The following is a 22,636-nucleotide window of genomic DNA, read 5'->3' on the forward strand; positions in this document are numbered from 1 at the left end:
TGACGACGGTCAGGCGATGCCCATGTCGGCGCCAGTTTCGCTGGACGCCTCGTGCAGGATCGGCCAGACCTCGGCCGGCTGGTAGACGGCCGAGGGCAACGCGGCGGCGATCTCAAGCGCTCGCTGCTCGCTGTCGACGTCGATCAGGTACCAGCTAGCCAGGTACTCCTTGGTTTCCAGGTACGGGCCGTCGGTGACCGCGGGCTGCCCGTCGCGCAGCCTTACCAGCTTGGTGGCCGCCGGGTCCGCCATCCCGTAGGCGCCGAGCAGTTCGCCGCTCGCGTAGTGCGACTTGTTGAACTCATCGAACGCCGCGAACAGCCGCTGCTGCTCGGCCGGCTCAACCGAGTTCCACAGCTCGTCGTTCCCGTAGATGATCAGCATGTACTTCACGATCGCTCCTCCGTTTGCCGGTGTCGTGCCCTGCCGGGCACCGTTTCGCTATCTGGTACGGAGCCGCCCCGCGATCCTCGACATGGCGGGCCGGTTTTTCTACGACAGGGATTCGTCCAGGTCGCCGAGGGTGCGGATGAGCTCGGCGTTGGCTGTGTAGTCGACGGGGCAGGCGATCACCGAGACGGTGTCGTCGGCGAGCGCGGCGCGCAGCACGGGCAGCAGCTCGCCTGCCGAGGTGATGCGGTATCCCCTGGCGCCGAAGCTCTCCGCGTACTTGACGAAGTCCGGGTTGCCGAACCGCGTGTCCACGTTGTGCCCGATCTCCATGTCCATCTTCCAGCTGATCAGGCCGTATGCGTCGTCGACCCAGATGAGGATCACCATCGGCAGCCGCAGCCGCAGCGCCGTCTCGATCTCCTGGGAATTCATCAGGAACGAGCCGTCGCCCGTGGCGACGAGCACCTTCGACCCGGGTCTGGCGATCTTCGCGCCGATGGCGCCTGGCACCGTCCACGCCATGGTCGACAGGCCGTTGGAGATCAGGCACGTGTTGGGCGCGTAGGTCGGGTACAGGCGGGCCATCCACATCTTGAGCGCCCCGGTGTCCACGAGCACGATGTCCTCGCGGCCAAGCGCGGCCCTGGTCTCGGCGACGATGCGGGCCGGATGCAGCGGGAACCGGTCGTCGGCCTGGCCGCGGGCGAGCTCGGACGACAGCAGCTCCCTGATCCGCTCGCCGCCGGCCGCGGGGCCCTTGCGCCAGACGGCGGCGGCGAGCGCGTCCAAGCTGTTGCTGATGTCGGCGGTCAGCCCGACCGAGACGTCGTAGTGCGCGTCGACCTCGGCGGGGAACCGGTGCACATGGATGATCTTGGTGGTGCCCCGCGGGTTGACCCGAACCGGGTTGAATTCCTGGAGCTCGTAGCCGGCCGCCACGATGACGTCGGCCCGGTCGAAGCCAAAGTTGACGTAGTCGTGGCGCATGAACCCGACCGTGCCGAGCGCGAGCGGGTGGTCGTCGGGGAACACGCCCTTGCCGTGGAAGGTGGTCGCGACCGGGATGTTCAGCGCCTGTGCGAAGCGGATGAGCGCGTCGCTCGCGCCGGCCCGCGCGGCGCCGTGACCCGCGAGTACCACGGGGTTGCGCGCCTCGCGCAGGATCTGCGCGGCACGGGCCACCTGCTCCGCCGACGGGTCGTCGGCCCGCGGCACGTTCACCCGCAGTGGCGTGAGCGCGGCGGGCGCGTCTGCCTCCTCCACATCTTCCGGCACCGCCAGGTAGACGGCGCCCGGCCGTTCCGTCTGCGCGAGCTTGAACGCCTTGCGGATCATCTCGGGCGCGGCGCCTGGCGTGGCCATCAGCGCGGACCACTTGGTGACCGGGGCGAACATCGGCACAAGTTCGACGCCCTGGTGGGACTCCTTGAAGCTGCGGCCCATGCCGACCTGGGCGGAAAGCGCGATCAGCGGCGTCGAGTTGGTGGTCGCGTCGGCCGTGCCGAGCAGCAGGTTGATGGCGCCGGGCCCCAGGGTGGCGGAGCACACTCCTGCCTTGCCGGTCAGCCGTCCGTAGGTCTCCGCCATGAAGGAGGCGCCCTGCTCGTGCCGGGTGAGCACGTACTGGATCGAGGACTTCGACAGCGCGTCGATCAGCCGGATGTTCTCCTCCCCGGGAATGCCGAATACGTGCGTCACCCCCTCGTTCTCCAGGCACTCGACGATCAGCTCTGCCGTGGTACGCGACTGCTCAGCCATGCGGACAAGCGTAACGGCGGGCCAAATTCTCGCCCGTCTCCGGGCATGACTGCCGTTGTCGCGGGTAGCAACCGCTGGTTGTGCGACCAGTGTGGCGGCGCGCCGTGCCCTGATGCGCTGCGGTGCGGTGTTCTGTCCGGGTACGGTCGTAACCGGGCGCGGCACAGGCAATGGACGCTGCGAGAGGCAGGACGGGGATTGGACGCGAGCGCTCAGGTAACCGAGTTGTCGGCCGATGACCACGCATGCCTGACATTCGGCGAGGCCGAGGAGCTATTCGACCTGACCGCCGCGTTCGTCAGGGACGGCCTCGCCGCGGGGCTGAAGGTGGTTTGGGTCAGTGACGCCGCCCCCGCCCAGGCGATCGCCGAGCTCGGCAGGCGCGGTATCGCGGTGCGGCCGGCGATGGAGGCGGGGCAGATGGCCGCCGCCGGGTGCGAGGGCCGGCTCCTTTCCGGCCAGGAATTCAGTGCCGACGCGGCGGTGGGCTGGCTATCCGGTGAGCTGGCTTCCTCGCGGGAGCAGGGCTTTCCCGGGCTGCGGGTGGCGGTGGACATGAGCTGGGCGCTGCGTCCGGTCACGGGGATCGAGGAACTGCCCAGGTTTGAGGAGGGGATCGCCGCGGCCCTGTCCGGCAGTACCGCCTCCGTGCTCTGCCAGTACGACAGGGACCGATTCGACCCGGTCACGCTCGCGTCGGTGGCCGGTTTCCACACCCGCTCGGTCGCGGCGGCCACCTACCACGCCGACGCGCTGCTGCGGATCTGCCGCCAGTACGCGCCGCCCGGCATCCGGCTCGCCGGAGAGCTTGACTACCAGGCCGCGGACCCGCTGGCCCTGGCGCTTGCCGAGGCGGTACGGCTTGACGGCGACATCACCGTCAACATGACCGCGCTGGCGTTCATCGACGCCAGGTGCACTCTGATGGTGGCCGACGCCGCGCGGACCGCCGCGTCCGCGGAGCGCCCGGTGACGCTGCACTGCCCGCCGGAGATTGGCAAAGGTTTCGTCAGGCTCGGCCTCGACGGCCTCCCCGGCATCAGGCTCGTGACCGCTAATGCCAGGTGAGAAGGAGCGCCGGGTGCCCCGGCCGGGCGGCGCGGCGCCGCCGGCTTCCCCGCCGCTGGCGCAGGACTTCAACGCAGGCTCGCTGTACGCGCTGCGCTCGGCGGTCGCCGCGCACGCCGCCGCGGCCGGGCTGAGCAGGGCCCAGGTCTACGACATCACCGCGGCCGCGCACGAGCTCGCAGCCAACGCGGTGCTGCACGGCGCGGGACACGGCACTCTCCGGCTGTGGGCACAGGACGAGTACCTGTGGTGCGCGGTCGCAGATGACGGGGCAACGGGGAACGGCGCCGGGCCCGCCGGGCCGGGCGACGCCCGGGCACACGAGGCGGACGGCTCGCCGTGGCCGGTGGTGCACGGCCACGGCCTGTGGATGGTCGGCGAGATCGCGGACGACGTTCGCGTGGACCGCGGCCACGCGGGGACGGTCATCACCGCCCGCTTCGCCATCCACTCTGACGGGGATGGCCACTGAGCCGCTGACCAGCCACGTCTTAGGGTTGGTCGGGTGAGCGTGCTTGACAGCCTGCAGCCGGGCGAGCCGGTCTCGTATCTCGTCGCCTTCGTCCTGCCGGCGCTCGACGCGATCTTCCCCGTGCTGCCAAGCGAGACCGTCGTCGTCGCGCTCGGCGTCGCGACCGCGGGAAGCAGCGACCCGCGCGTCGCGCTGCTCGTCGGCCTGGCCGCCCTTGGCGCGTTCGCCGGCGACAACCTGTCGTACCTCATTGGCGCCAGGTTCGGGCCGGCGGCGGAACGGCGGTTCTTCGCCAAGCCCAAGGGGCAGGCGGCCAAGGAGTGGGCGGTGCGTTCGCTGCGGCGCTTTGGCATCCAGCTCATCATCGTCTGCCGGTTCATTCCTGGCGGCCGCACGGCGGTCACCCTGACCTGCGGGCTCACCAGGTACAACTACCGGCGGTTCCTGGCCGGGACCGCCATGGCGGCCGTCATCTGGGCCCTGTACGCGTTCCTGATCGGACGGCTCGGCGGCAAGGTGTTCGAGGACAAGCCCTGGGTCGGCCTCCTCATGGCACTCGGCATCGTGACCGCGATCAGCGGCATCGTCGAATTGATCAGGCGCATCAGGGCCCGCCGCCGGCCGCCTGCCGAAGACGCTTAGCGGTCCGCCGTCCAGGCGGGATCCCGGCCAGACACCGCGAGCACGCGATCGAGCGCCGTCGCGGACGGCGGCACATCGACCGGGTCCGCGAAGCCCTTGTACTGGCGGAACAGGTCGGCGTTGGCAGTGACGGCGGCCAGCGCCGCGTCCGCGGTCGCGGTGGCGACCTCGTACGGCTGGCCGGTGGCCATGGCGAGGTCCCAGCCGTGCAGCACAAGCTCCGCGATGAGCAGCGCGGCGATGTCGGCGGCCGGCGTCGGCGTCCCCATCACATTCAGCTCGCGCTGCCACGCGGCGGGATCGGACCAGGCCGCGAGCGCCCGGTCGAGTTGCGCCCGGTAGCCGTCGGCGAAGCCGTCCTCCGCGGCGAAGTCCCGCTCCATCAGGTCCTGGCCGACCGACTCGCCGTGCGCCCTGGCCTCCATCGAGTAGGAGGTCCACAGGATCAGGTGGTTCAGCAGGGTGCGCACGTCCCATTCGGTGTCCGGGGTGGGCTGCCCGAACTGGCCGGGGCTCACGTTCGCCACGGTACGCGCGGCGGCGTCCGCCGCGTCTGTCATCTCGGCGTGCATGTTCATGGACGCGACGCTAGTCCCGGCCCGGCACGGTGTCTTGAAGAAACGCGACAGTTAGGCTTGGACCGATGAGCAGGTCAGTGGCGGAGGAAACCGAGTCGATGGGCGCGGGCGTGCTGCACGCCAGGACCGCCGCGGCCCGGCTCACGCTCAACCGCTATCCGCCGTCCGCCGGTCTTGCCGCGCTGGTGAATAACTACTGGACGGTCCGCTGGGACCTGCGCGGGCAGCCGCCGCACGAGCAGGCGATCCTGCCGCACCCCACGGTCAACCTCGCCTTCGAGGCAGCGGGTGCGGCTGTGCACGGCGTTGACAGGAAGATCTTCACCCGCCGCATTGCGGAGGAGGGCCGGGTGCTCGGCGTCCGCTTCCGTCCTGGCGGGTTCCGGCCGTTCTACGGGAGATCGGTGGCCGCTCTGAACGATCGCGTGGTTCCCGCGAGGAGCATCTTCGGCCCGGCGGCGGACGAGGCGTGCGAGGCGGTGATGACGGACGGGGCCAGCGATGACGCGATGGTGGCCGCCGCCGAGGAACTCCTGCTCGGCCAGCGGGTCGCGGCTGACCCGCTGGCCGAGCGAGTGGCGGGCATCGTCGAGCGGATCACCGCCGATCCCGGACTGCGCCGGGTGACCGCGCTCACCGAGGTGGCCGGCATGACGGAACGGCGGTTGCAGCGGCTGTTCGCGCAGTACGTGGGCGTCTCGCCCAAGTGGGTGATGCGGCGCGCCCGGCTCCACGAGGCGGCGCTGCGCGCCGAGGCGGGCGCCGATGTGGACTGGCCCGCCCTGGCCCTCGATCTCGGCTACGCCGACCAGGCGCACCTGGTGCGCGACTTCACCGCGACCCTCGGCGTGTCACCGGCCAGGTACGCCAGCCGCGGCTAGCGGCCCCGCTCGGTGATCAGGTTCCGTACAGGTCGGCGCGGCGATCGGCGAGATAGGTCCCGGCCGGCTCGACGGGAACGTCCGCGATGATCAGCTCCTCGCCGGCCGGCCCGGCCTGGGCGAGGAGCTCGCCGCGCGGACCGCAGATCGTGCTCAGGCCGTTGTACTCGAACACGGCGTCCGCGCCGCAGTAGTTCGCGTAGACGACGCCGATGCCGTTCTCGCAGGCTCGCGCCCGGACCAGGATCTCCTGGACCTGATCGCAGCCGATCATGTTCGCGGTCGGCACCAGCACCGTCCTGGCACCGCCGAGCGCCAGGCTGCGCACCGATTCCGGGAACTCGACGTCGTAGCAGATCAGCATCCCGACCCGGGAGCCGTCGAGGTCGAACGTGGCGGGCCGCTCGCTGTTGGCGACGAACTGCTCCCGGTCGACGTCGCCGAACAGGTGCACCTTGCGGTGCCTGCCGCGGACCTTGCCGTCGGCGCCGATCATCGTCGCCGCGTTGTACGCCCGCCCGCTGTGGGCTCGCTCGGGATGACCGTAGACGATCGCGAGCCCCCGCCGCCTGGCGATTTCCGCGACCGCGGCCTGCGTCGTCCCTCCTGGGTGCTCGGCGAGCCGCTCCGCCTCGGCGCGGCTGATGGCGTAGCCGGAGATGAACATCTCCGGCGTGACAAGCACCTGCGCCCCCTGCGCGGCAGCTGCGGCGCAGGCGTCGTCGAGCCTGCCGAGGTTCAGCGTGACGTCGAGCGGCCTCGGCTCGCATTGCCACGCGGCGATCCTGGTCATATTGCTCATCGCGGGTCAGTCTCCCAGGTCGACGGGTGCCAGCCGGTCAAAGACGTCGCCGGGGCCCGGGTTGTCCGGGTGGCTGGCGCCGCCGAAGTGCGTCATGATGCCCCACACGGCGTTGAGCGCGGTCTGCACCGCGCCCTCCGCCCAGCCGGGCATGAAGGAAACGTCGTCGCCGGCCATGAAGATGCCCCGCTCAGAGGCCGGCATGCCGCCCTGCACGAAGTGCCGGTACATCCGGTGGTTGTAGCGGTAGTGGCCGGGCAGCGCCCCCTTGAACGCGCCGAGGAAGTGCGGGTCGTCCTCCCAGGACACGGTCACCGGGTCGCCCACGATGTGGCTCTTTATGTCGACATCCGGGTAGATCTTGCCGAGCGCGTCGAGTGACAGCCGCACCCGCTGGTCGACGTCGTACGGCAGCATCTTGAGCGCGTCGGACATCCACGTGTAGGTCAGGCAGATGACACCGGGCCGGTCCGGGCCGTTGTCGAACAGGTAAGTGCCCCTGGTGAGCCGGTCGGTGAGGGTCATGCCCATCACCGGGCGCCCGGTGGCGGGGTCGATGTCCTTCCAGAACGGCCGGTCGACCATCACGAACGTCTTGGACGACTGCATGTACCTGGTGCGGTCGAGTGCCATCCACAGCTCGTGCGAGAAGAGGCTCTCGTCGCACTCGATCTGGGTGGTGAGCAGCCAGCCCTGGCAGGTGGCGAGCACCGCGTCGTGCACCCGGCTGCTGCCCCAGCGGTCACGGATCGCGAACCTGCCGTCGTCGTGCCGGTGGATGGCGGCAATGCCCGGGCGCGGCACCCCGTCGTGCAGGCTGGCCAGCGTGGTGCCTGCGGGCCAAGGGCTGCGCTCGCTGACCGGCAGCGTCCACAGCCGCCGCGGCAACTGCTCGGCGCCGCCGACGATCAGCCGCTGGTCGGTGTCGCAGTTGGTGACTACGACCCGCAGGATCTCCAGCATGGAGTTCGGGAAGTCCGAGTCCCAGCCGCCGGTGCCGAACCCGACGAGCCCGAACATCTCGCGGTAGCGGAACGGCAACTTGGAGAAGCACGGCGAGGTGGCGACGAAGTCGTAGAAGGTCCTGCCGTCCCACACCGGCACGAGCTCGTTCCACAGCCCCTTCAGCGCGGCGACGTCGCGGTCCCTGATCGCGTCCTGGATGGCGGAGAAGCCGATCTGCTCGAGCGCCTCGTCCCAGGCACTGGCCACGTCGGCGAACTCGCCAGGCAGCTCGCCGAGCGTGCTGCCATGGAACGTCTGACCGCCGATGTCGACGACCGTGCTGCCCGCGGCCGCGGTGAGCGGGTTGGGGAACGGCGCGCTGTCAAGCCCGACCCGGTCCGCGTAGTGGAAGAAGGACCTGCCGGAGACGGGGAACCGCATCCCGCCGAGTTCGGCGACGATCCCGTCGGCGCCCTCGAATTCGTGCGAGCGCAGCCGCCCGCCGACGCGGGTCGGCTCGTAGACGACCGGGCGCAGCCCGAGTTCCATCAGCTCGTAGGCGGCGACAAGCCCGGCGAGGCCCGCGCCCACGATGGCGACGGTGGCACCGCGTGCCGCCTCAGGGACCGAGCCGAGACCGGCGGGATGGCGCAGAAAGTCGTCGTAGGCGAACGGGAAGTCGGGGCCGAAGATGGTGACGCTGCCCGGCTGCGGTGTCTCGAACGCTGTGGCGGTAGTCACGCGAGCTCCAGGACTGCCTGGGCGGCGTTGTGGCCGCCGAGACCGGAGACGGCGCCGCCGCGCCGCGCGCCTGAGCCGCACAGCAGGATGTTCTCCCGGCCGGCCGCCACGCCCCAGCGCGCGGCGGGCGTGCTCAGGTCGGCGGTATCGGACTCCCATGGCCAGCTGAGGTCGCCGTGGAAGATGTGGCCGCCCGGCATGCCGAGGTCGGCCTCGATTTCCTGCGGGATCTTCGCCTCGATGCAGGGCCTGCCGTCCGAGTCGTGCGCCACGACCGACTCGACCGGGTCGACGAGGTGCTGGTCGAGCACCGCGATCGCGCTGCGGACCGCCAGTTCCTTGCGCTCCGCGCGCGTCGCCGGGTCGTCGAAGAGCGTCGCGGGCAGGTGCAGGCCGAAATAGGTCAGCGTGTGCGTCCCTTCAGGAACATCGCCGAGAATCGAGGGATCGGTCAGCGAGTGGCAGTACACCTCGCCGGGCAGCGGCGACGGTATCCGCCCCGCGGCGGCCTCCGCGTACGCCCGCTCCAGGTCGGAGTAGTCCTCGCCGAGGTGCAGCGTCCCGGCGAACGCGATCCGCGGGTCGATGCCCGACTTGAGCCGCGGTAGCCGGCTGAGCAGGAAGTTGACCTTGAGCTGCGCGCCCACCGGCTTTGCGGCAGGATCGCGGTCCTCGCCGAGCAGCCCGGCGAGCACCCACGGTGCCACGTTCGCGAGGACGAACCTGGCGCGCAGCGTCCGCGTGCCGCCCTCGGCCGCCACGTCGACCTCCGCGCCGCCGCGACCTGGAACGCCGCCTCTGATGGCGGTGACCTCGGCGTTCACTACCAGTTCGGCGCCGGCGCCGCGTGCCGCCGCGGCGAGCGCATCGGTGACCGCGCCCATGCCGCCGATCGGCACCCGCCACTCGCCGGTCCCGTTGCCGATGAGGTGATAGAGGAAGCAGCGGTTCTGCACCAGCGACGGGTCGTCCATCCGGGCGAACGTCCCGATCAGCGCATCGGTGGCGACCACGCCGCGCACCGTCTCGTCGCGGAAGCGCCTTTCCAGTGCCTCGCCGAGCGGCCGCTGTGTCAGCTCCCGCCACAGCACCGGGTCGGCTTGCTTCCGCACTTCCGCCGCTCGCGGCAGCGGCTTGGTAAGCGTCGGGCCAATGACGCCGGCGAGCGCCGCGACCTGCCCGTAAAACTCGTGCCACGCCTCGTACTCGGCGTCGGAGCCGGTCAGCGCCCGCAGGCTGTCCCGCGTCCGCTGCCCCTCCGGCCGCTCGACGAGCAGGCCGCCCGCGGCGCCGTCGCGCAGCACCGGGGTATAGGACGCCGTTGACCGCGAGGCGAGCCGCAAGCCGAGGCCGAGGTCCGCGATGATCGACTCGGGCAGCAGCGACACCAGGTAGGAGTAGCGCGACAGGCGGGTCGGGAAGCCAGCAAACGCCTGCGCGGAGACGGCCGCGCCGCCGGTGTGGTCAAGGCGCTCGAGGACCGCCACCGACAGCCCCGCCCTGGCGAGGTACGCCGCCGCGGTCAGCCCGTTGTGCCCGCCGCCGACGACCACCACGTCGTAGCTGTCTCGCCGGGTCAGAGATTCGCTCATGGCCTGATCGTACGGTCACTGGGACACGGAGCAGCGATAGCCACCTATGAGTTACATTGAGTGCTACAATTATCGGCATGAGTATCATTCTCGCCGGTCGCCGTGGTATGGTAACTGGTATGGCGACGAAGAAGGTCACCGTCACGCTGGATGAGTCGAGCCTGGAGCAGATCCGCTCGCTCGTCCAGGCCGGCACGGCGCCGAGTGTCTCCGGGTTCGTCCAGCACGCCGTGCGCGTCGCCTTGGACGACGTTGCGGGATGGGGTGCAATGCTCGCCGACGCGCTGCGGCGCACCGGAGGCGAGATGTCTGATGAGGAGCGCGCCTGGGCCGATGGCGTGCTCGGCGGCTCGGAGCCGGCGGCCTGATGTCCGGGGTGACGCTTGACGCGGGCGGACTGATAGCACTGGACCGCGACGACCGCCGCGTTCTTGTCCTGCTCGCCCGCGCCCGCGAGACGGGCGCTCGAGTGACAGTGCCGGCCTCGGCACTGGCCCAGGCGATCAGGAAACCTGAGCGGCAAGCGCGACTGTCGCGGCTGATCAGGCAGCCCACCACGCACGTCGCCGACCTGGGCCGGGTGGATGCGACGAGCGTCGGAAGGCTGCTCGCTGCCAGCGGAAGCAGCGATATCGCCGACGCGCACGTGGTGATCTGCGCTCGACGAGCGGGTCAGCCCGTCGTCACTTCCGACCCCGGCGACCTTAGGATGCTTGACCCGGGCCTGCCCCTCATACCCGTGTGATCACAGCTCGGAGAGTCGGCCGGCGTTGCTAGCCTCTTCTGTGAGGTGACCGGCGATGCTTGTGGTGCACGGAATCTGGGCGTACGGCGCGCTCCAGGTTTGGGCGGAGGATTCGGCGCTGCCCGCGCGTGCCGCGGCGGTGACCGGGCGCCCGTCGCGCGCGCCGCGACCGCATCCGTTCGCCGCGCCGTCTCATGTCATCGCCGACGCGCTCGCTGCCGCGCTGTCCGCGGGGCCGCTGGCGGACGATGCCGCGGACCTGGTACGCAAGGCGGTCGACGAGGAGCTGACGCTGCGGCTGCCGTCCACGCCGCTCGGGCTGCTCGCCTCACCGGAGCTGCTCCGGCCGCCGGCCGCGGAGCCACCGGTCGCCGAGTCACCGGTCGCCGAGTCACCGGACTCCCAGTCACTGCCGCTGATCACGGAATCAGCGGCACCGACGGCCGAGGGGCAGGCCCCTGCCGAGCCGCCGCTCGCGCGGGCCGGCCGCCCGCGGCTGGCCGCCTGGCGGGTGCCGAGCCTGAGCTTCGGCCCCGCCGCCGCGGCGGCGCTGCTGCCCGCGCTCGCCGGGCCCGCGGCTGCTGACACCGGAGCCGGCGTCCTGGTGGCCGGTGACGTGGAGATGGCCGGCTCGGTCGGCTACCTGGCCGCCGTAGCCAGCTTCGCCGCCGACCTGGCGGTGCGCGGCCGGATGCTGCCCGCCCTGGCCGTTGAGGACGACGGCCACGCCGCGCGGTGGCGTCCCGTGCTCTCCGCGCCCGACGCGCGGCACGCTCGCGAGCTCGCCGCCGCGATGCCGCCCGCCTGCCGCGCGGTGGACGGCACGGCCGACGGCACTGCGCCGGGCCCGCTGTTCGCCGAGCTGCTCGACGCGCTCACCGACGCGTCGGTGCGCGCCCTGCTGCCTGGTCCCCTGCTGCCCGCGCGCCGCGGTCGCCGCCCCGCCCGTATCGATCTACCCGAACGGTTGCTTGATGCTCTGGTCGGCCCCGACGCCGCCGTCGAACTCGCGGACGGCCGCGACGAGCGCGATGCCGCGGAGCTTTCCGCCGCGTTCGCGGACTGGCTTGCCGCGGCGGCGCTCCCCGCCGGCTCGGTCCGCACCTGCTTCCGCCTTGTCGAGCCGCACGCGGAGCTGCTCGCCGGCCCGCTGGCCGGCGGCGAGCCTGCCGGCCGGTCGGCGGCCCCGCTGGCCGCTGGCGAGCGCGGCGCACCGGAGCCGGAACCGGTTGGCGGCGGAGCGGACGGGGGCGACGCCTGGCGGGTCGAGCTTTCGCTGCAGTCCGCTGACGATCCGAGCCTGATGCTGCCGGCGGCGGAGGTGTGGGCGGGCACCGGCGATGGGTGGCTCGCCGCGGTCCCGCTCGCGGGCGCCAGGCATCCGGAAGAGGAGCTGCTCGCCGGCCTCGGCGCCGCGGCCCGGCTGTTCCCCGCGCTTGACGGCGCGCTGCGGGAGGCGGCGCCCGCTGAGGTCGTGCTGGACACCGCGGGCGCGCTCGGTTTCCTGCGCGAGACGGGGCCGCTGCTTTCCGGTGCCGGGTTCGGCGTGCTGCTGCCCGACTGGGCACGCAAGGCGCGGCTCGGCCTGAAGCTGACCACGCGGACGTCCTCGAGCGGCACGGCGGCCTCCGGGCGGCAGAGCCAGTTCGGCATGCAGGACCTGGTGTCCTTCCGGTACGACCTGGCACTCGGTGACGACGTGCTGACGCGGGAGGAACTCGCCGAGCTTGCCAGGCTCAAGGTTCCGCTCGTCCGCGTCCGCGGCCAGTGGGTGGAACTCGACGACAGGCACCTGAAGGCCGCGCTGAAGTTCCTCGAGCGCCGCGGCACGAGCGGCACCATGACCGCGGCCGAGGTGCTCGGCAGCGTGCTCGGAGCGGACGGGCCGGGCGGCGACGGCGGGCCGGGCGACCTGCCGCTCGCCGGGGTGGACGCGGACGGCTGGCTCGGTGACCTGCTGTCCGGGCAGGCGGACGAGCGGCTCGACCCGATGGAGACGCCCGACGGCTTCCGCGGCACGCTCCGGCCGTACCAGCGGCGCGGCCTTTCCTGGCTGTCCTTCCTCGGCCGGCTGGGGATCGGAGCCGTCCTCGCCGATGACATGGGCCTCGGTAAGACCGTCCAGCTCCTTTCGTTGTTGTGGGCGGAGAGCGTGGCACCCGAACCCGTTCGGGATGAGAGTTCTGGGTCGACGCTGCTGATCTGCCCGATGTCGCTCACCGGGAACTGGCAGCGGGAGGCGGAGCGGTTCGCGCCAGGCCTTGCCGTGCACGTGCATCACGGTGCGGACCGGCTGACCGGGCCGGATCTCGGCGCCGCGCTGCGCGCGGCGGACCTGGTGATCACCACGTACCAGACCGCGGCGCGGGACCTCGCCGCGCTATCGGAGTTCCGCTGGACGCGGGTGGTCTGCGACGAGGCGCAGGCGATCAAGAACCACCTGAGCCAGCAGTCGAAGGCGGTCAGGTCGCTGCCTGCCGCGTCGCGGATCGCGCTGACCGGGACGCCGGTGGAGAACCAGCTGTCCGAGCTGTGGTCGATCATGGAGTTCGTGAACCCCGGCATGCTCGGCTCGGCTAAGGCGTTCCGCGAGCGGTACGCGGTGCCGATCGAGCGGCACGGTTCAGCTGAGGCGGCGCAGGAACTGCGCCGTGTCACCCAGCCGTTTGTGCTGCGCCGGCTCAAGACGGACAAGACGATCATTTCCGACCTGCCGGAGAAGCAGGAGATGCGGGTGTGGTGCAACCTCACCCAGGAGCAGGCCAGCCTGTACGCCGCGACGGTGAGCGACATGCTCCAGCGGATCGAGGGCGCGTCCGACGACATCACCAGGCGCGGCCTGGTGCTAGCCACCATGGCGAAGCTCAAGCAGGTATGCAACCATCCGGCGCACCTGCTCCGGGACGGCTCACGGCTGCCCGGGCGGTCAGGGAAGCTGGCCAGGCTCGAGGAACTGTGCGAGGAGATCGCCGCCGAGGGCGACAAGGCGCTGATCTTCACGCAGTACGCCGAGTTCGGCCGTATGCTCCAGCCCTACCTGGCCGCGCGGACCGGCTGCCCGGTGCTTTTCCTGCACGGCGGCACCTCGCGCAAGCAGCGCGACGCGCTTGTCGCGCAGTTCCAGGAGGCAGACGAGCCGGTGCTGTTCCTGCTGTCGCTGAAGGCCGGCGGCACCGGGCTCAACCTGACCGCGGCGAACCACGTCATCCACGTGGACCGCTGGTGGAACCCGGCGGTCGAGGAGCAGGCCACCGACCGGGCGTTCCGCATCGGGCAGCGCCGCGACGTCCAGGTGCGCAAGTTCGTCTGCGTCGGCACCCTCGAGGAGAAGATCGACGCCATGATCGAGCAGAAGAAGGCGCTCGCCGAGCAGATCGTCGGCACCGGCGAGAGCTGGCTGACCGAGTTGTCCACCGCGGCGCTGCGCGAGGTGCTGACCCTGGCGCCAGAGGCGGTGTCGGCATGAGCCCTGGGCAGCCGCGCTGGTGGGAGTACGAGCAGTCGGGGCCGATCGCGGTCGAGGGCGGCATCAAGGCGCGGAGCAAGCGCGGCGCGATCGGCGAGCAGTGGTGGTCGCGGCGGTTCCTCGCCGTGCTCGAGTCCTACGGGATGAGCGGCAGGCTGCAGCGCGGCCGCGCCTACGCCAGGCGCGGCCAGGTGATCGAGTTCTCGCTCGGCACCGGCAAGGTCACCGCCCGGGTGCAGGGATCGCGGCCGCAGCCGTACACCGTGTCAATCACGGTGCTGCCGCTGACCTCCGCGCAGTGGCGCGAGGTCGAGTCGCGGCTGGGGAGCCAGGCGCTGTTCCGCGCCCGCCTGCTCGCGGGCGAGATGCCGGCCGAGATCGAGGAGGTGTTCGCCGCCTGCGGCACGCCGCTGTTCCCCAGGTCGAGCGCCGACCTGGACATGCGCTGCAGCTGCCCGGACTGGGGCGTACCGTGCAAGCACCTCGCCGCGGTCTGCTACGTGCTCGCCGAGTCGTTCGACGACGACCCGTTCGAGATGCTCGCCTGGCGCGGCAAGGGGCGCGATGAGCTGCTCGCCGCGCTTCGCGGCAGGACACCTGCCGGTCTTGGGCAGGCGGGGCCGGCACCGCCGCGCGGGACCGTGCAGGGGACCAGCCCGGTCACGGCGCTGCTCGCGGACGTGACCGGGCCGCCGCTCGGGGACTGCCTCGCGGACTTCTGGTCGCCTGGGCTGAGCCAGGCTAGGCTGCGCGCACTGCCCGCGAGCCCGGCGGCGCCGCCCGACCTGCTGCTCCGGCTCGCCGACCCGCCGCCGGTGCAGGTGCGCGGCACCGGCCTGCGGGACATACTCGCCCCGGTCTACGCGCGGCTCGGCGAGCAGTCTGCCGAGGCCGTCCAGGAGGAGTAGTTCGTGCAGGTCGCTTCCGCAGGCGCTTCTACAGGTCGCCCATCGGAATGAACTCGAGCACCTCGATGGAGGCGCCGGGCATCTGCAGGTGCGGGTGGCCGTCGAGGATGGTGTCGACCTCGTCCGCCGAGCCGGCCTCGATGACGGAGAAGCCGCACACGCCGTCGGCGCCCGCGGCGCCTGCCCCGACGTGCGTGGTGTGCGCGAGCGGTGCGCCGAGGTCGGCGAGCGCGTAGCCCACCTTGGTCCCCCAGGCCTGCCAGGCGGCCGCGCCGGCCTCCAGCTGCTCGGGTGTGGCGTTGGCCAGCTGGTCGCGCGAGGACACGGGCGCGCGGTAAAGGATCATGAACTTGGACATCGCGATCTCCCCTTCCGGTGGCCTCCGCCGGCCGCCTCTGCGGCAAGACACTACACGGCGCGTTTGTGGGCCACCGCGCAGTGTGGCCGGCCGTTGCGCCGCTGCCGGCCGGCTGCCCGCCCGTGTGTGCCCGCCCGCGGGAAACCGATGAGATTCCGCGAAGTACCGCGTTATAGGTGGGGAGAGAACATGACCGCAGGGAGTGCGCATGAACGTCGAGAACAAGGCGGCCGCCTGGATTGCCCAGAGTCAGTTCACCGACCCGGGTGCCGCGTCGAAGGCCATCGATGAGCTTCCCGCTGATCTGGCCGCGCTCCGCGAGGCCTGCTCGCGCCTGGTGATCCACTACCGGGCCGGTGGGGACTTCGCTGCGAACGGCGTGCCCGCCGAGCGGGCCGCGGAGATCCACACCTGCTACGCCGACGCGATGCTCGGGCTGCTGCTTGAGCGAGGTGCGCCGTCACTGTCCAGGGACCGGGCGCCCGCCGACCTGCTGGTCGGGTGCTGCCGCGACGCGACGGTGCTTTTCCTCGCGCTCGCCAGGCACAAGGGATTCCCCGCGCGTGCCAGGGTCGGCTTCGCCAGCTACATCAACCCCGGCTGGATGATCGACCATGTGATCGCCGAGGTCTGGGACCAGGCGGCGGGCCGGTGGCGCCTGATCGACCCGGAGATGAGCGCCGACTGGACGCCGGAGCTGAACGGCCGCCGCGCCGACTGGCTTGACATGACTGACGACCTGTTCGTCACCGGGCCGCGCGCCTGGCTGGCGGCCCGGGCCGGCCGGGACGATCCCGCTCGTTACGTGGTCTCACCGGAACTGGATGTGCCGGTGCTTCGCGGCTGGCCGTACCTCGCGCATCACGTCATCCACGACCTGGCGGCGCTGAACAGGACCGAGATGCTGCTGTGGGAGGGCTGGGGAATGCAGCTCGGCCACGGTCCCGGGCCTGTCCCTGAGGCGGACGCCGCGCTGCTCGACGAGATCAGCGCGGCGACGGCCGACCCCGGTGTCGCTCCGGGTACCGTCGCCGAGTTCGCCGGCCGGGACGGCCTGCGCGTGCCGGCCACCGTGACCAGGTTCGACCCCTATGGCGGCCCGCCCTGCGAGGTCACACTCCGGGACGCGCCCTCGTTGTAGCCCACCGGCGTAGCCAACGAGCGCCCACCCGCCGGGTCCCGCCGCAGGGCTTCTTTCGCGCCGTCGCAGGCGACGTCGTCAGGCAGGGGGGAGGGCGGCCCGGATCTTCGCCGCGTACTCCTCCGCCTGATGCTCGTCGTCGTAGGGGTGCCGCGGGCCGAGCCAGAACCGCAGGCCGTCCTTCGGGTTGCGGGGGATGACGTGCAGGTGCAGGTGCGGCACGGACTGGCTGACCACGTTGTTGACGAGGATCATGCTGCCCGCCGCGCCCAGGCCGTCCTCGACGGCACGTTCCAGCCGCTGTGCGGTGGTGAGGAATTCGGCGGCCAGCCCAGCGGGCAGATCCGACAGCAGCCGCAGGTGGGTCTTGGGCACGAGCAGCGTATGACCGCGGAACAGCGGCCGGTGGTCGAGGAACGCGATCAGGTGCCGGGTCTCCAGGATTGTCGTCGCCGTCACCTCTCCGCGGATGATGGCACAGAACGCGCATTTCGCGGCGGAGTCGCCGGGGTCATCCGCGGTGCGTGGCATGCCCGCAGTGTAGGGCGATGGCTGTGCGTGCCGGGAGTCAGCCGCAACCGTTCCGGATGATGACGGTCGATCCGCGCGACCTAGTCCGGTATTGGTCAGATGGCCGATGTTTCCGCGCGTCTCTTGCTCCATCATGTGGCACGCGAGTCATAAGGCTCATTTACCCCCTCACATACCTGGCCGTAGGCGGCGGATGCGGCAACGCCCCTCTGGTCACGTGGGTCATCCCACGTCACCTCGATAGGGAGCGCACTGTGCTTGGTGAAGCTCGATCCGGCGACGCCGCCTTCGCGGCGTGCCTGAGGTTTTTCCGCGGCTACCCGCTCGCGGTCCGGCGGCACTACGCGGAGCACCGGTACGGCTCGATGGTGCTTATGAGCCGCCGAGACGGGACCGCCCGGTTCTACGTCCTCATCATGGAGTGGGACGACCTCTTCATCCTGCGGCCCTGGGACCGCCGTGATGGCAGGCGGCTGGAGATCAGGCCGCACGAGCCGGCGCCCGACGGCACCCGCCTGCTCATCGAGTCGTGCGTGCCGGTACCTAGGGACGGCGCGTTGCTTGGCTGGGTGGTCGGCGCCAAGGTGCACGCGCTCGTCGCGGCGCACGGCAGGCTGCCCGAGCCGTGGGATGACCCGTCGGCTGTCCCCGAGGTTCTCGTCCTGCCGCTGGCCGGCGGCCAGCCCGCACAGTGGCCGCCGCTCCCGGCCGACCCGCTGGACGGCGGACGGCTGTGGGAGCTCATCGGCCGTGGCCAGCTCGCCGACCTGAGCCCGCTCATCACGCGGCGGTCGGGGCGCGTCTTCTGGGTGCCCGCGGACGGCGGCGGAGCGCGGAATCACGCAGGCGGCCGCATCGTGGTGACCGAGCGGATGAGCACAGACGAGTACTGGCTGCTCGCGGGCGTCTACGCCGACCACCGGACGCTGCGTGAGGGCCTGCCCGTTCCCTCGGCGCGGCAGCTGCTCGCCTCACCCGGCGTCATTGACATGGCCAGAGGCCAGCATCTCCTCGGCGTTTAGCCGCACCGCCCGGCGCTTGCCGTTACCCGGGCGCTATGCGGGTGGCGCGACGGTCACTGCCTGACCGGAGCGGCGCAGCGAGTCGGCGACGAAGCCGGCGGCCTTGAGCTCCTCCACCAGCTGATGCAGGAACCGTGCGCTCTCCGCCCGCCTGCTCTTCGGTATGCCCACCGCCTGCGGGATCTCCATGAAGCGGCCGGGAATGAGCCGGTATCCAGGGTGCGCGGCGACGAACTCCGTCATCGGCTCCCTGACCCCTGCGGCCGCGTCCAGGCTGCCGTTGATGAATGCCGTCGTTCCCTCGGTGCCGCGGACGACGGTGGCCTCCCGCAGCGTGCGGCTCAGGAACAGGTCGTACGCGGAGCCCAGCTTCACCCCGATCCGCACGCCGGCGCTGTCGACATCGGCAACCGTGCCAAGCGGCGAGCCGACGGGCACCGCGTACACGCCCTCGATCAGCGTGTACGGCGCGGTGAAGGCGATCTCGGCCGCGCGTGCGGGCTCGACCGCGAGGAAGCAGACGTCGGCCCGCCCGGCGACGATCGCCTCGAACGAGTCGAGCGCCCCGGCGAAGCAGGAGAACTTCACAGCGACGCCGAGCCTGGTGGCGATCTCCCTGGCGATGTCGACGGTGACTCCGGTGGGTGCCGCCGGCGTCCCCTGGACAAGCACCGGGTTGTTGAGGTTCAGCGCGGCCCGCAGCACGCCGCCTGGGGCCAAGTCGGTCACGACGTCGGGTGCGGCTTCTGGCATGGGGAAACGATAGCGGTCAGGCGGTCAGCACGGCTGGTCGGTGCAGGGGGAGTTCAGCTAAGGCGTTGCGAAGCGCAGCCGCGGTTCCCGCTGCGCCGGTGATCGCTGCGGCCGGACGCGGTTCGGCCGGGACGTCTACTCGATCGGCGCCGAGTGATCTGGTGTGAGCCGCGCGCTGCGAATACCACAAGGCGAACTCGGCAGCAGGCATCGCGCGGGCGTAGTGCCACCCCTGTCCCAGGCGGCAGCCGAGGGCGAGCAGCTTCACTTCTGTCCAGTCGTCCTCGATGCCCTCGGCGACCACGCGCAGCCCAAGGTCGCGACCCAGGTCAATGACAGACCGGACTATCGCCTCGTCCTGCGGGCTTGCCATCATGGACTGGACAAATGATCGGTCGATCTTGATTTCGGTAAGCGGCAGCCCGCGCAGATGCTGCAGGGAGGAAAAGCCCGTCCCGAAGTCGTCCAGTGCCGCGCCGACACCGAGGCGGCGCAGGAACTGCACAGTGCTTGCAACGGCAGGGCCCTGGTGCATCAGCGCACTTTCCGTGAGCTCAAGTTGCAGCTGGGAAGGCGCAACGCCGTGGTAGCGCAGTCGCTCCTGGAGCCACTTCGCCAGCTCGTCGCTCTGCAGATCACGCACGCTGACGTTGACCGACGCATTCAGCACCAGGCCCTCGGATCGCCATGCAGCGAGCTGCGCAAGCACCTGCTCGATCATCGTCATACTGATCTTCCGCATGAGCACGGTATGCTCGGCGACCCGTACAATCTGCTCCGGGCTGACCATGCCGAGGGCCGGGTGCCGCCACCGTAGCAGCGCTTCGCAGCCGGTCACCTCTCCAGTAGACATGTCCAGCTGGGGCTGGTAGAAGGGCACGATCTCGGTGTTACCCGGCTCTTCCAGCGCTAGGCGCAGGTCGCTGAGCAGCTCGAGCTGGCCTGTCGCGGGCTCGTCGTGATCGGGCTGGAAGATCGCTACCGTGTCCGGCAGGAGCTTAGCCCGTTCCATGGCGATGTCGGCGCGGCGTGCAAGGTCGTCGAAGTTGGTGCCGTGTGCGGGGCACAACGACATTCCGATGGCCGCGGACATGACAAGTGGCTGACTCTCGACCGATACAGGCTCGTCAAACTGGGCGCGCATGGCCGCAGCGCGGGCGAGCGCATCCTCGATGTCGGCCAGCCCCCACGTGAAAATGGCGAACTCATCGCCTTGCAGATGCGCCACCAGGGTGCTCGGGCCTGCCTGGGTCGCGATGCGCCCTGCGAAGGCGGCGAGAATCTGGTCGCCGACGTCGTGCCCGAGTGCATCGTTTACCCGGCCCAGACCGGTGACGTTCGCTATCAGCAGGGCCGCGATGCCGGGATCTGTGCAGCGCTGGCCTGCACAACGCTGGATCGGTTCCTTGGCCGCCCGGGAAAGCCCGAGCCGGTCCGGCAGCCCGGTCAGCGGATCCTGCGCGGCGCGCCGCTGCTGCTTGGAGTAGCGACGGGCCATCTGGCTCACCGCGAAAACTGGCGCAAGTACAAGCGGAATCAGCCAGGCGTCGGCATGCTCAAGCAGGAGCAGTATGGGCGAGAGGAAGAGCAGCGCCGCGGCGGAGATCACCTCAGCCGGCAGGTTACGGGTCAGCGGCGCGGTCCAGCCGCCACCCTCGTCCAGCCACGTCCCGGTGGCGCTCAGCAGCCGGAAGGTGAGGTACCACGCCACGGCCGCCAGCAGAACGCGGTGGAGATCGGCGGCGTCCGGCACCGCCGGCCTCGGGGGGCCGATCAGGGTCGCTACGCTGCTGGCCGCCGCTAGGGCCAGGCCGTACCGGCCTAGGTCAAAGGCTGTCGGCCAGAATCCGCGCCGCGCCAGCGCCGCTGCGACCAGGATAGCCAGCGCCTGCGCGAGCCGGCCGGCGCCGTAGTCTCCCCACTCGTAGGAGATCGCGAAACAGAAGGTCACCGACGTCATGACCCCCACCGGGGCATTGGGCCATCGGATCGCGATGACCGGCGTGTCCGCGATGACCGCTAGGGCGGCCAGCACCCAGAACCCGGCCGGTGCCGTCCGCGCCACCAGCGGAAAGGAGTGAGCTTCCACGAGCACACTCCCCACGAGAAGAACAAGCAGGGCGATGACGAAGTAGTGATATCTTCCAATATGTCGATATGTCCGTTTTTTCGCTATCTCGCGAAATGCGAGTAGCGGCATATTCGCCAATTCTTCCCCCGGGGTGTTTTGTGGCTCATGGGCGATAGATCCAGCCGTGCATCCAGCCCTAGAGATGGCTATCTTCGACGAGCCATCTTCATCCGAGCGCCTTCCCTCCGGAACCGGCCCCAAACGAGACAGTACGATACGGGATCGTATCCTGGCAACCGGGGTAGCATGAATTAGTGACCTCGCTCAGCCATGCCGACCAGCGGCAACCAGGACATCAGGACCTGCTCCGCGCGTCGCTAACCGCGCGGGAGGCCCAGCTGCTGGAAGTCACGCTGGAAGTGCTGCGCGAGACCGGGTACGACAAACTCACCGTTGACGAGGTGGCGGCCAGGGCGCACGCCAGCAAGACCACGGTGTACCGGCGCTGGCCGACCAAGGCCGAACTGGTCTGCGCCGCGTTCGCCTACCGCCTGCGCGACAAGTTTGGCCCGCAGGCCGACGCTGGCACCCTCCGCGATGACCTGCTCGCCCTGGCCGCGAAGATCTCCAGTGACGCCCAAGGGCATGCGCAGGTCGCCGCCGGGATCCTCGCCGCGAGCGAGCGGAGTCCCCGGCTGCGGGAGTTGCTGATGGATGAGCTGTACCAGCTCCGGAAGGAACAGGTACTCGTGGTGCTGCGCCGTGCCGTCGCCCGCGGGGAGATCGTCCCTGAGGCCATAAGCGATGCCACCGTCGACGTGCTGCCCGCCTACATCATGTTCCGCATACTGCAGCATGAGCGGCCGGTCACCCTCGAGACGCAGCGCGCGCTGGTCGATCAGGTTCTGCTGCCCAGCCTGACCCGGGTGCACTAGTCAGCCGCCACCGGAATCGGCAGACGAGCGGCGATCTCGACGACGAGCCTCGTCGCCGTACGATACTGAATCGTATCCCCAGATAGGTACACTGCCGTCATGCCAGCCTCCGCCAGCGCCGACAGCAGGCGCCAAAACAAGCGGGGAGTCCTTGGTTCGTCGCTAACGCCGCGGGAAGCCGAACTGCTGACGGTCACCCTGGAGGTGCTACGCGAGACCGGGTACGACAAGTTCACTGTCGATCAGGTCGCCGCGCGGGCTCATGCCAGCAAAACGACGGTGTACCGGCGCTGGCCATCCAAGGCCGAACTGGTCTGCGCCGCGTTCGCCGACCTGATACAGCGTGAGCAAGGGCTGCCCGCTGACAGCGGTAGCCTGCGAGATGACCTGCTGCGGCTTGCGGAGATCATTGCCCGTGACGCCGACGAGTACGGGCGGACCATCGCCGGGATTCTCGCGGCGGGCGAGCGAAGCCCGCGGCTGCGGGAACTGCTGGTCGACGACCTGCAACGGGCCAGGAAAGAGCAGTTCCACGGCATACTGCAACGCGCGGTGACCCGCGGAGAGATCTATCCAGAGGTCATCAGCGAAGACATCTGGGATGTGCTGCCCGCCTACATCATGTTCCTTGTACTGCAGCACAGGCGGCCCGTTCCCGCAGGGACTCTGCAGGCGTTCGTCGACGAGGTACTGCTTCCCAGCCTGACCCGGCTGCCCTCGTAGTGCCGCTAAGATCGGCGGTCCGGCTGGATGCCCCGCCTCGGCTCGGCTGTGGCTTAACCCTGTCGGCGTGATATGGGGCACGGCGCATCGGAAGACGATAGCCATCACCCG

The 22,636-nt window shown here is 70.5% G+C and carries 22 protein-coding genes; 12 read left to right on the plus strand and 10 right to left on the minus strand.

Going from position 1 to position 22,636, the window contains the following annotated elements; translation table 11 throughout:
- Nucleotides 1–9 precede the first annotated feature (9 nt).
- Together EAS64_RS15875 and EAS64_RS15880 are read right to left on the minus strand one after the other, a co-directional pair.
- Nucleotides 10–384 carry a YciI family protein gene (locus EAS64_RS15875; protein ID WP_246115762.1) on the minus strand — a complete coding sequence of 125 codons (375 nt, stop codon included), beginning with the start codon at nt 382–384 and terminating at the stop codon, nt 10–12.
- Nucleotides 385–492: 108 nt separating this feature from the next.
- A complete protein-coding gene (locus tag EAS64_RS15880; RefSeq protein WP_145853783.1) occupies nt 493–2,151 on the minus strand; it encodes an acetolactate synthase large subunit in 1,659 nt (552 codons plus the stop codon).
- A 198-nt stretch (nt 2,152–2,349) separates the two neighbouring features.
- Here EAS64_RS15880 and EAS64_RS15885 point away from each other — a divergent pair, with 198 nt between their 5' ends.
- From EAS64_RS15885 to EAS64_RS15895, 3 genes are read left to right on the plus strand one after another with little or no spacing between them, the layout of a single operon-like run.
- Nucleotides 2,350–3,219 (plus strand): MEDS domain-containing protein, encoded by an 870-nt coding sequence (locus tag EAS64_RS15885; RefSeq protein WP_187365952.1) that lies wholly within the window; start codon nt 2,350–2,352, stop codon nt 3,217–3,219.
- Nucleotides 3,209–3,691: an ATP-binding protein gene (locus EAS64_RS15890; protein WP_145853785.1), complete on the plus strand. Its 483-nt coding sequence runs from the start codon at nt 3,209–3,211 to the stop codon at nt 3,689–3,691. Before EAS64_RS15885 ends, EAS64_RS15890 begins: the two co-directional genes overlap by 11 nt.
- Nucleotides 3,692–3,724: 33 nt before the next feature.
- Nucleotides 3,725–4,333 (plus strand): DedA family protein, encoded by a 609-nt coding sequence (locus EAS64_RS15895; protein WP_145853786.1) that lies wholly within the window; start codon nt 3,725–3,727, stop codon nt 4,331–4,333.
- Here EAS64_RS15895 and EAS64_RS15900 read toward each other — a convergent pair.
- Nucleotides 4,330–4,911 carry a TIGR03086 family metal-binding protein gene (locus EAS64_RS15900; RefSeq protein ID WP_145853787.1) on the minus strand — a complete coding sequence of 194 codons (582 nt, stop codon included), beginning with the start codon at nt 4,909–4,911 and terminating at the stop codon, nt 4,330–4,332. The two genes, EAS64_RS15895 and EAS64_RS15900, sit on opposite strands and share 4 nt — an antisense overlap.
- A gap of 65 nt (nt 4,912–4,976) precedes the next feature.
- On the opposite strand from EAS64_RS15900, the gene EAS64_RS15905 reads away from it, so the two are divergent.
- On the plus strand, nt 4,977–5,792 hold the full coding sequence (locus EAS64_RS15905; RefSeq protein ID WP_246115712.1) for an AraC family transcriptional regulator: 816 nt from the start codon (nt 4,977–4,979) through the stop codon (nt 5,790–5,792).
- A 16-nt stretch (nt 5,793–5,808) separates the two neighbouring features.
- Here the strand turns inward: EAS64_RS15905 and EAS64_RS15910 are convergent, their stop codons facing one another.
- Genes EAS64_RS15910 through EAS64_RS15920 form a run of 3 tightly spaced genes read right to left on the minus strand, consistent with a single transcriptional unit; the run spans nt 5,809 to nt 9,872 of the window.
- A complete protein-coding gene (locus tag EAS64_RS15910) occupies nt 5,809–6,594 on the minus strand; it encodes a carbon-nitrogen hydrolase family protein (protein WP_145853788.1) in 786 nt (261 codons plus the stop codon).
- Nucleotides 6,595–6,600: 6 nt separating this feature from the next.
- Nucleotides 6,601–8,280, minus strand: a complete 1,680-nt coding sequence (locus tag EAS64_RS15915; protein ID WP_145853789.1) for a flavin monoamine oxidase family protein — start codon at nt 8,278–8,280, stop codon at nt 6,601–6,603.
- A complete protein-coding gene (locus tag EAS64_RS15920; RefSeq protein WP_145853790.1) occupies nt 8,277–9,872 on the minus strand; it encodes a phytoene desaturase family protein in 1,596 nt (531 codons plus the stop codon). The genes EAS64_RS15915 and EAS64_RS15920 overlap by 4 nt, the downstream gene beginning before the upstream one ends.
- Nucleotides 9,873–9,991: 119 nt before the next feature.
- Here EAS64_RS15920 and EAS64_RS15925 point away from each other — a divergent pair, with 119 nt between their 5' ends.
- Genes EAS64_RS15925 through EAS64_RS15940 form a run of 4 tightly spaced genes read left to right on the plus strand, consistent with a single transcriptional unit; the run spans nt 9,992 to nt 14,991 of the window.
- Nucleotides 9,992–10,240 carry a ribbon-helix-helix domain-containing protein gene (locus EAS64_RS15925; RefSeq protein WP_145853791.1) on the plus strand — a complete coding sequence of 83 codons (249 nt, stop codon included), beginning with the start codon at nt 9,992–9,994 and terminating at the stop codon, nt 10,238–10,240.
- Nucleotides 10,240–10,617 carry a PIN domain-containing protein gene (locus EAS64_RS15930; protein ID WP_145853792.1) on the plus strand — a complete coding sequence of 126 codons (378 nt, stop codon included), beginning with the start codon at nt 10,240–10,242 and terminating at the stop codon, nt 10,615–10,617. Before EAS64_RS15925 ends, EAS64_RS15930 begins: the two co-directional genes overlap by 1 nt.
- Nucleotides 10,618–10,672: 55 nt before the next feature.
- On the plus strand, nt 10,673–14,083 hold the full coding sequence (locus EAS64_RS15935) for a DEAD/DEAH box helicase (RefSeq protein ID WP_145853793.1): 3,411 nt from the start codon (nt 10,673–10,675) through the stop codon (nt 14,081–14,083).
- Nucleotides 14,080–14,991, plus strand: coding sequence for an SWIM zinc finger family protein (locus EAS64_RS15940; protein WP_145853794.1), 912 nt, complete (start codon nt 14,080–14,082; stop codon nt 14,989–14,991). Before EAS64_RS15935 ends, EAS64_RS15940 begins: the two co-directional genes overlap by 4 nt.
- Before the next feature lie 28 nt (nt 14,992–15,019).
- Here EAS64_RS15940 and EAS64_RS15945 read toward each other — a convergent pair whose 3' ends face one another.
- Nucleotides 15,020–15,349: a hypothetical protein gene (locus EAS64_RS15945; protein WP_145853795.1), complete on the minus strand. Its 330-nt coding sequence runs from the start codon at nt 15,347–15,349 to the stop codon at nt 15,020–15,022.
- A gap of 208 nt (nt 15,350–15,557) precedes the next feature.
- Here EAS64_RS15945 and EAS64_RS15950 point away from each other — a divergent pair, with 208 nt between their 5' ends.
- On the plus strand, nt 15,558–16,490 hold the full coding sequence (locus EAS64_RS15950) for a transglutaminase-like domain-containing protein (RefSeq protein ID WP_145853796.1): 933 nt from the start codon (nt 15,558–15,560) through the stop codon (nt 16,488–16,490).
- A 78-nt stretch (nt 16,491–16,568) separates the two neighbouring features.
- Here EAS64_RS15950 and EAS64_RS15955 read toward each other — a convergent pair whose 3' ends face one another.
- Entirely contained in the window at nt 16,569–17,021 is a 453-nt protein-coding gene (locus tag EAS64_RS15955) for an HIT family protein (RefSeq protein ID WP_145853797.1), read from the minus strand.
- Nucleotides 17,022–17,275: 254 nt separating this feature from the next.
- Between EAS64_RS15955 and EAS64_RS15960 the strand changes: the two genes are divergently transcribed.
- Nucleotides 17,276–18,043 carry a hypothetical protein gene (locus EAS64_RS15960; protein ID WP_145853798.1) on the plus strand — a complete coding sequence of 256 codons (768 nt, stop codon included), beginning with the start codon at nt 17,276–17,278 and terminating at the stop codon, nt 18,041–18,043.
- Nucleotides 18,044–18,076: 33 nt separating this feature from the next.
- Here the strand turns inward: EAS64_RS15960 and EAS64_RS15965 are convergent, their stop codons facing one another.
- Together EAS64_RS15965 and EAS64_RS15970 are read right to left on the minus strand one after the other, a co-directional pair.
- Nucleotides 18,077–18,796 (minus strand): transporter substrate-binding domain-containing protein, encoded by a 720-nt coding sequence (locus EAS64_RS15965; protein WP_145853799.1) that lies wholly within the window; start codon nt 18,794–18,796, stop codon nt 18,077–18,079.
- Nucleotides 18,797–18,812: 16 nt separating this feature from the next.
- Nucleotides 18,813–20,996 (minus strand): putative bifunctional diguanylate cyclase/phosphodiesterase, encoded by a 2,184-nt coding sequence (locus EAS64_RS15970; protein WP_145853800.1) that lies wholly within the window; start codon nt 20,994–20,996, stop codon nt 18,813–18,815.
- Nucleotides 20,997–21,181: 185 nt separating this feature from the next.
- Between EAS64_RS15970 and EAS64_RS15975 the strand changes: the two genes are divergently transcribed.
- Nucleotides 21,182–21,802, plus strand: a complete 621-nt coding sequence (locus EAS64_RS15975; protein WP_145853801.1) for a TetR/AcrR family transcriptional regulator — start codon at nt 21,182–21,184, stop codon at nt 21,800–21,802.
- A 99-nt stretch (nt 21,803–21,901) separates the two neighbouring features.
- Complete coding sequence (locus EAS64_RS15980; RefSeq protein WP_145853802.1) at nt 21,902–22,525, plus strand: TetR/AcrR family transcriptional regulator; 624 nt, start codon at nt 21,902–21,904, stop codon at nt 22,523–22,525.
- The last annotated feature ends 111 nt before the right edge of the window (nt 22,526–22,636 follow it).

Origin of the sequence: Trebonia kvetii, assembly GCF_007827045.1 — a bacterium.
GTDB lineage: Bacteria > Actinomycetota > Actinomycetes > Streptosporangiales > Streptosporangiaceae > Trebonia > Trebonia kvetii.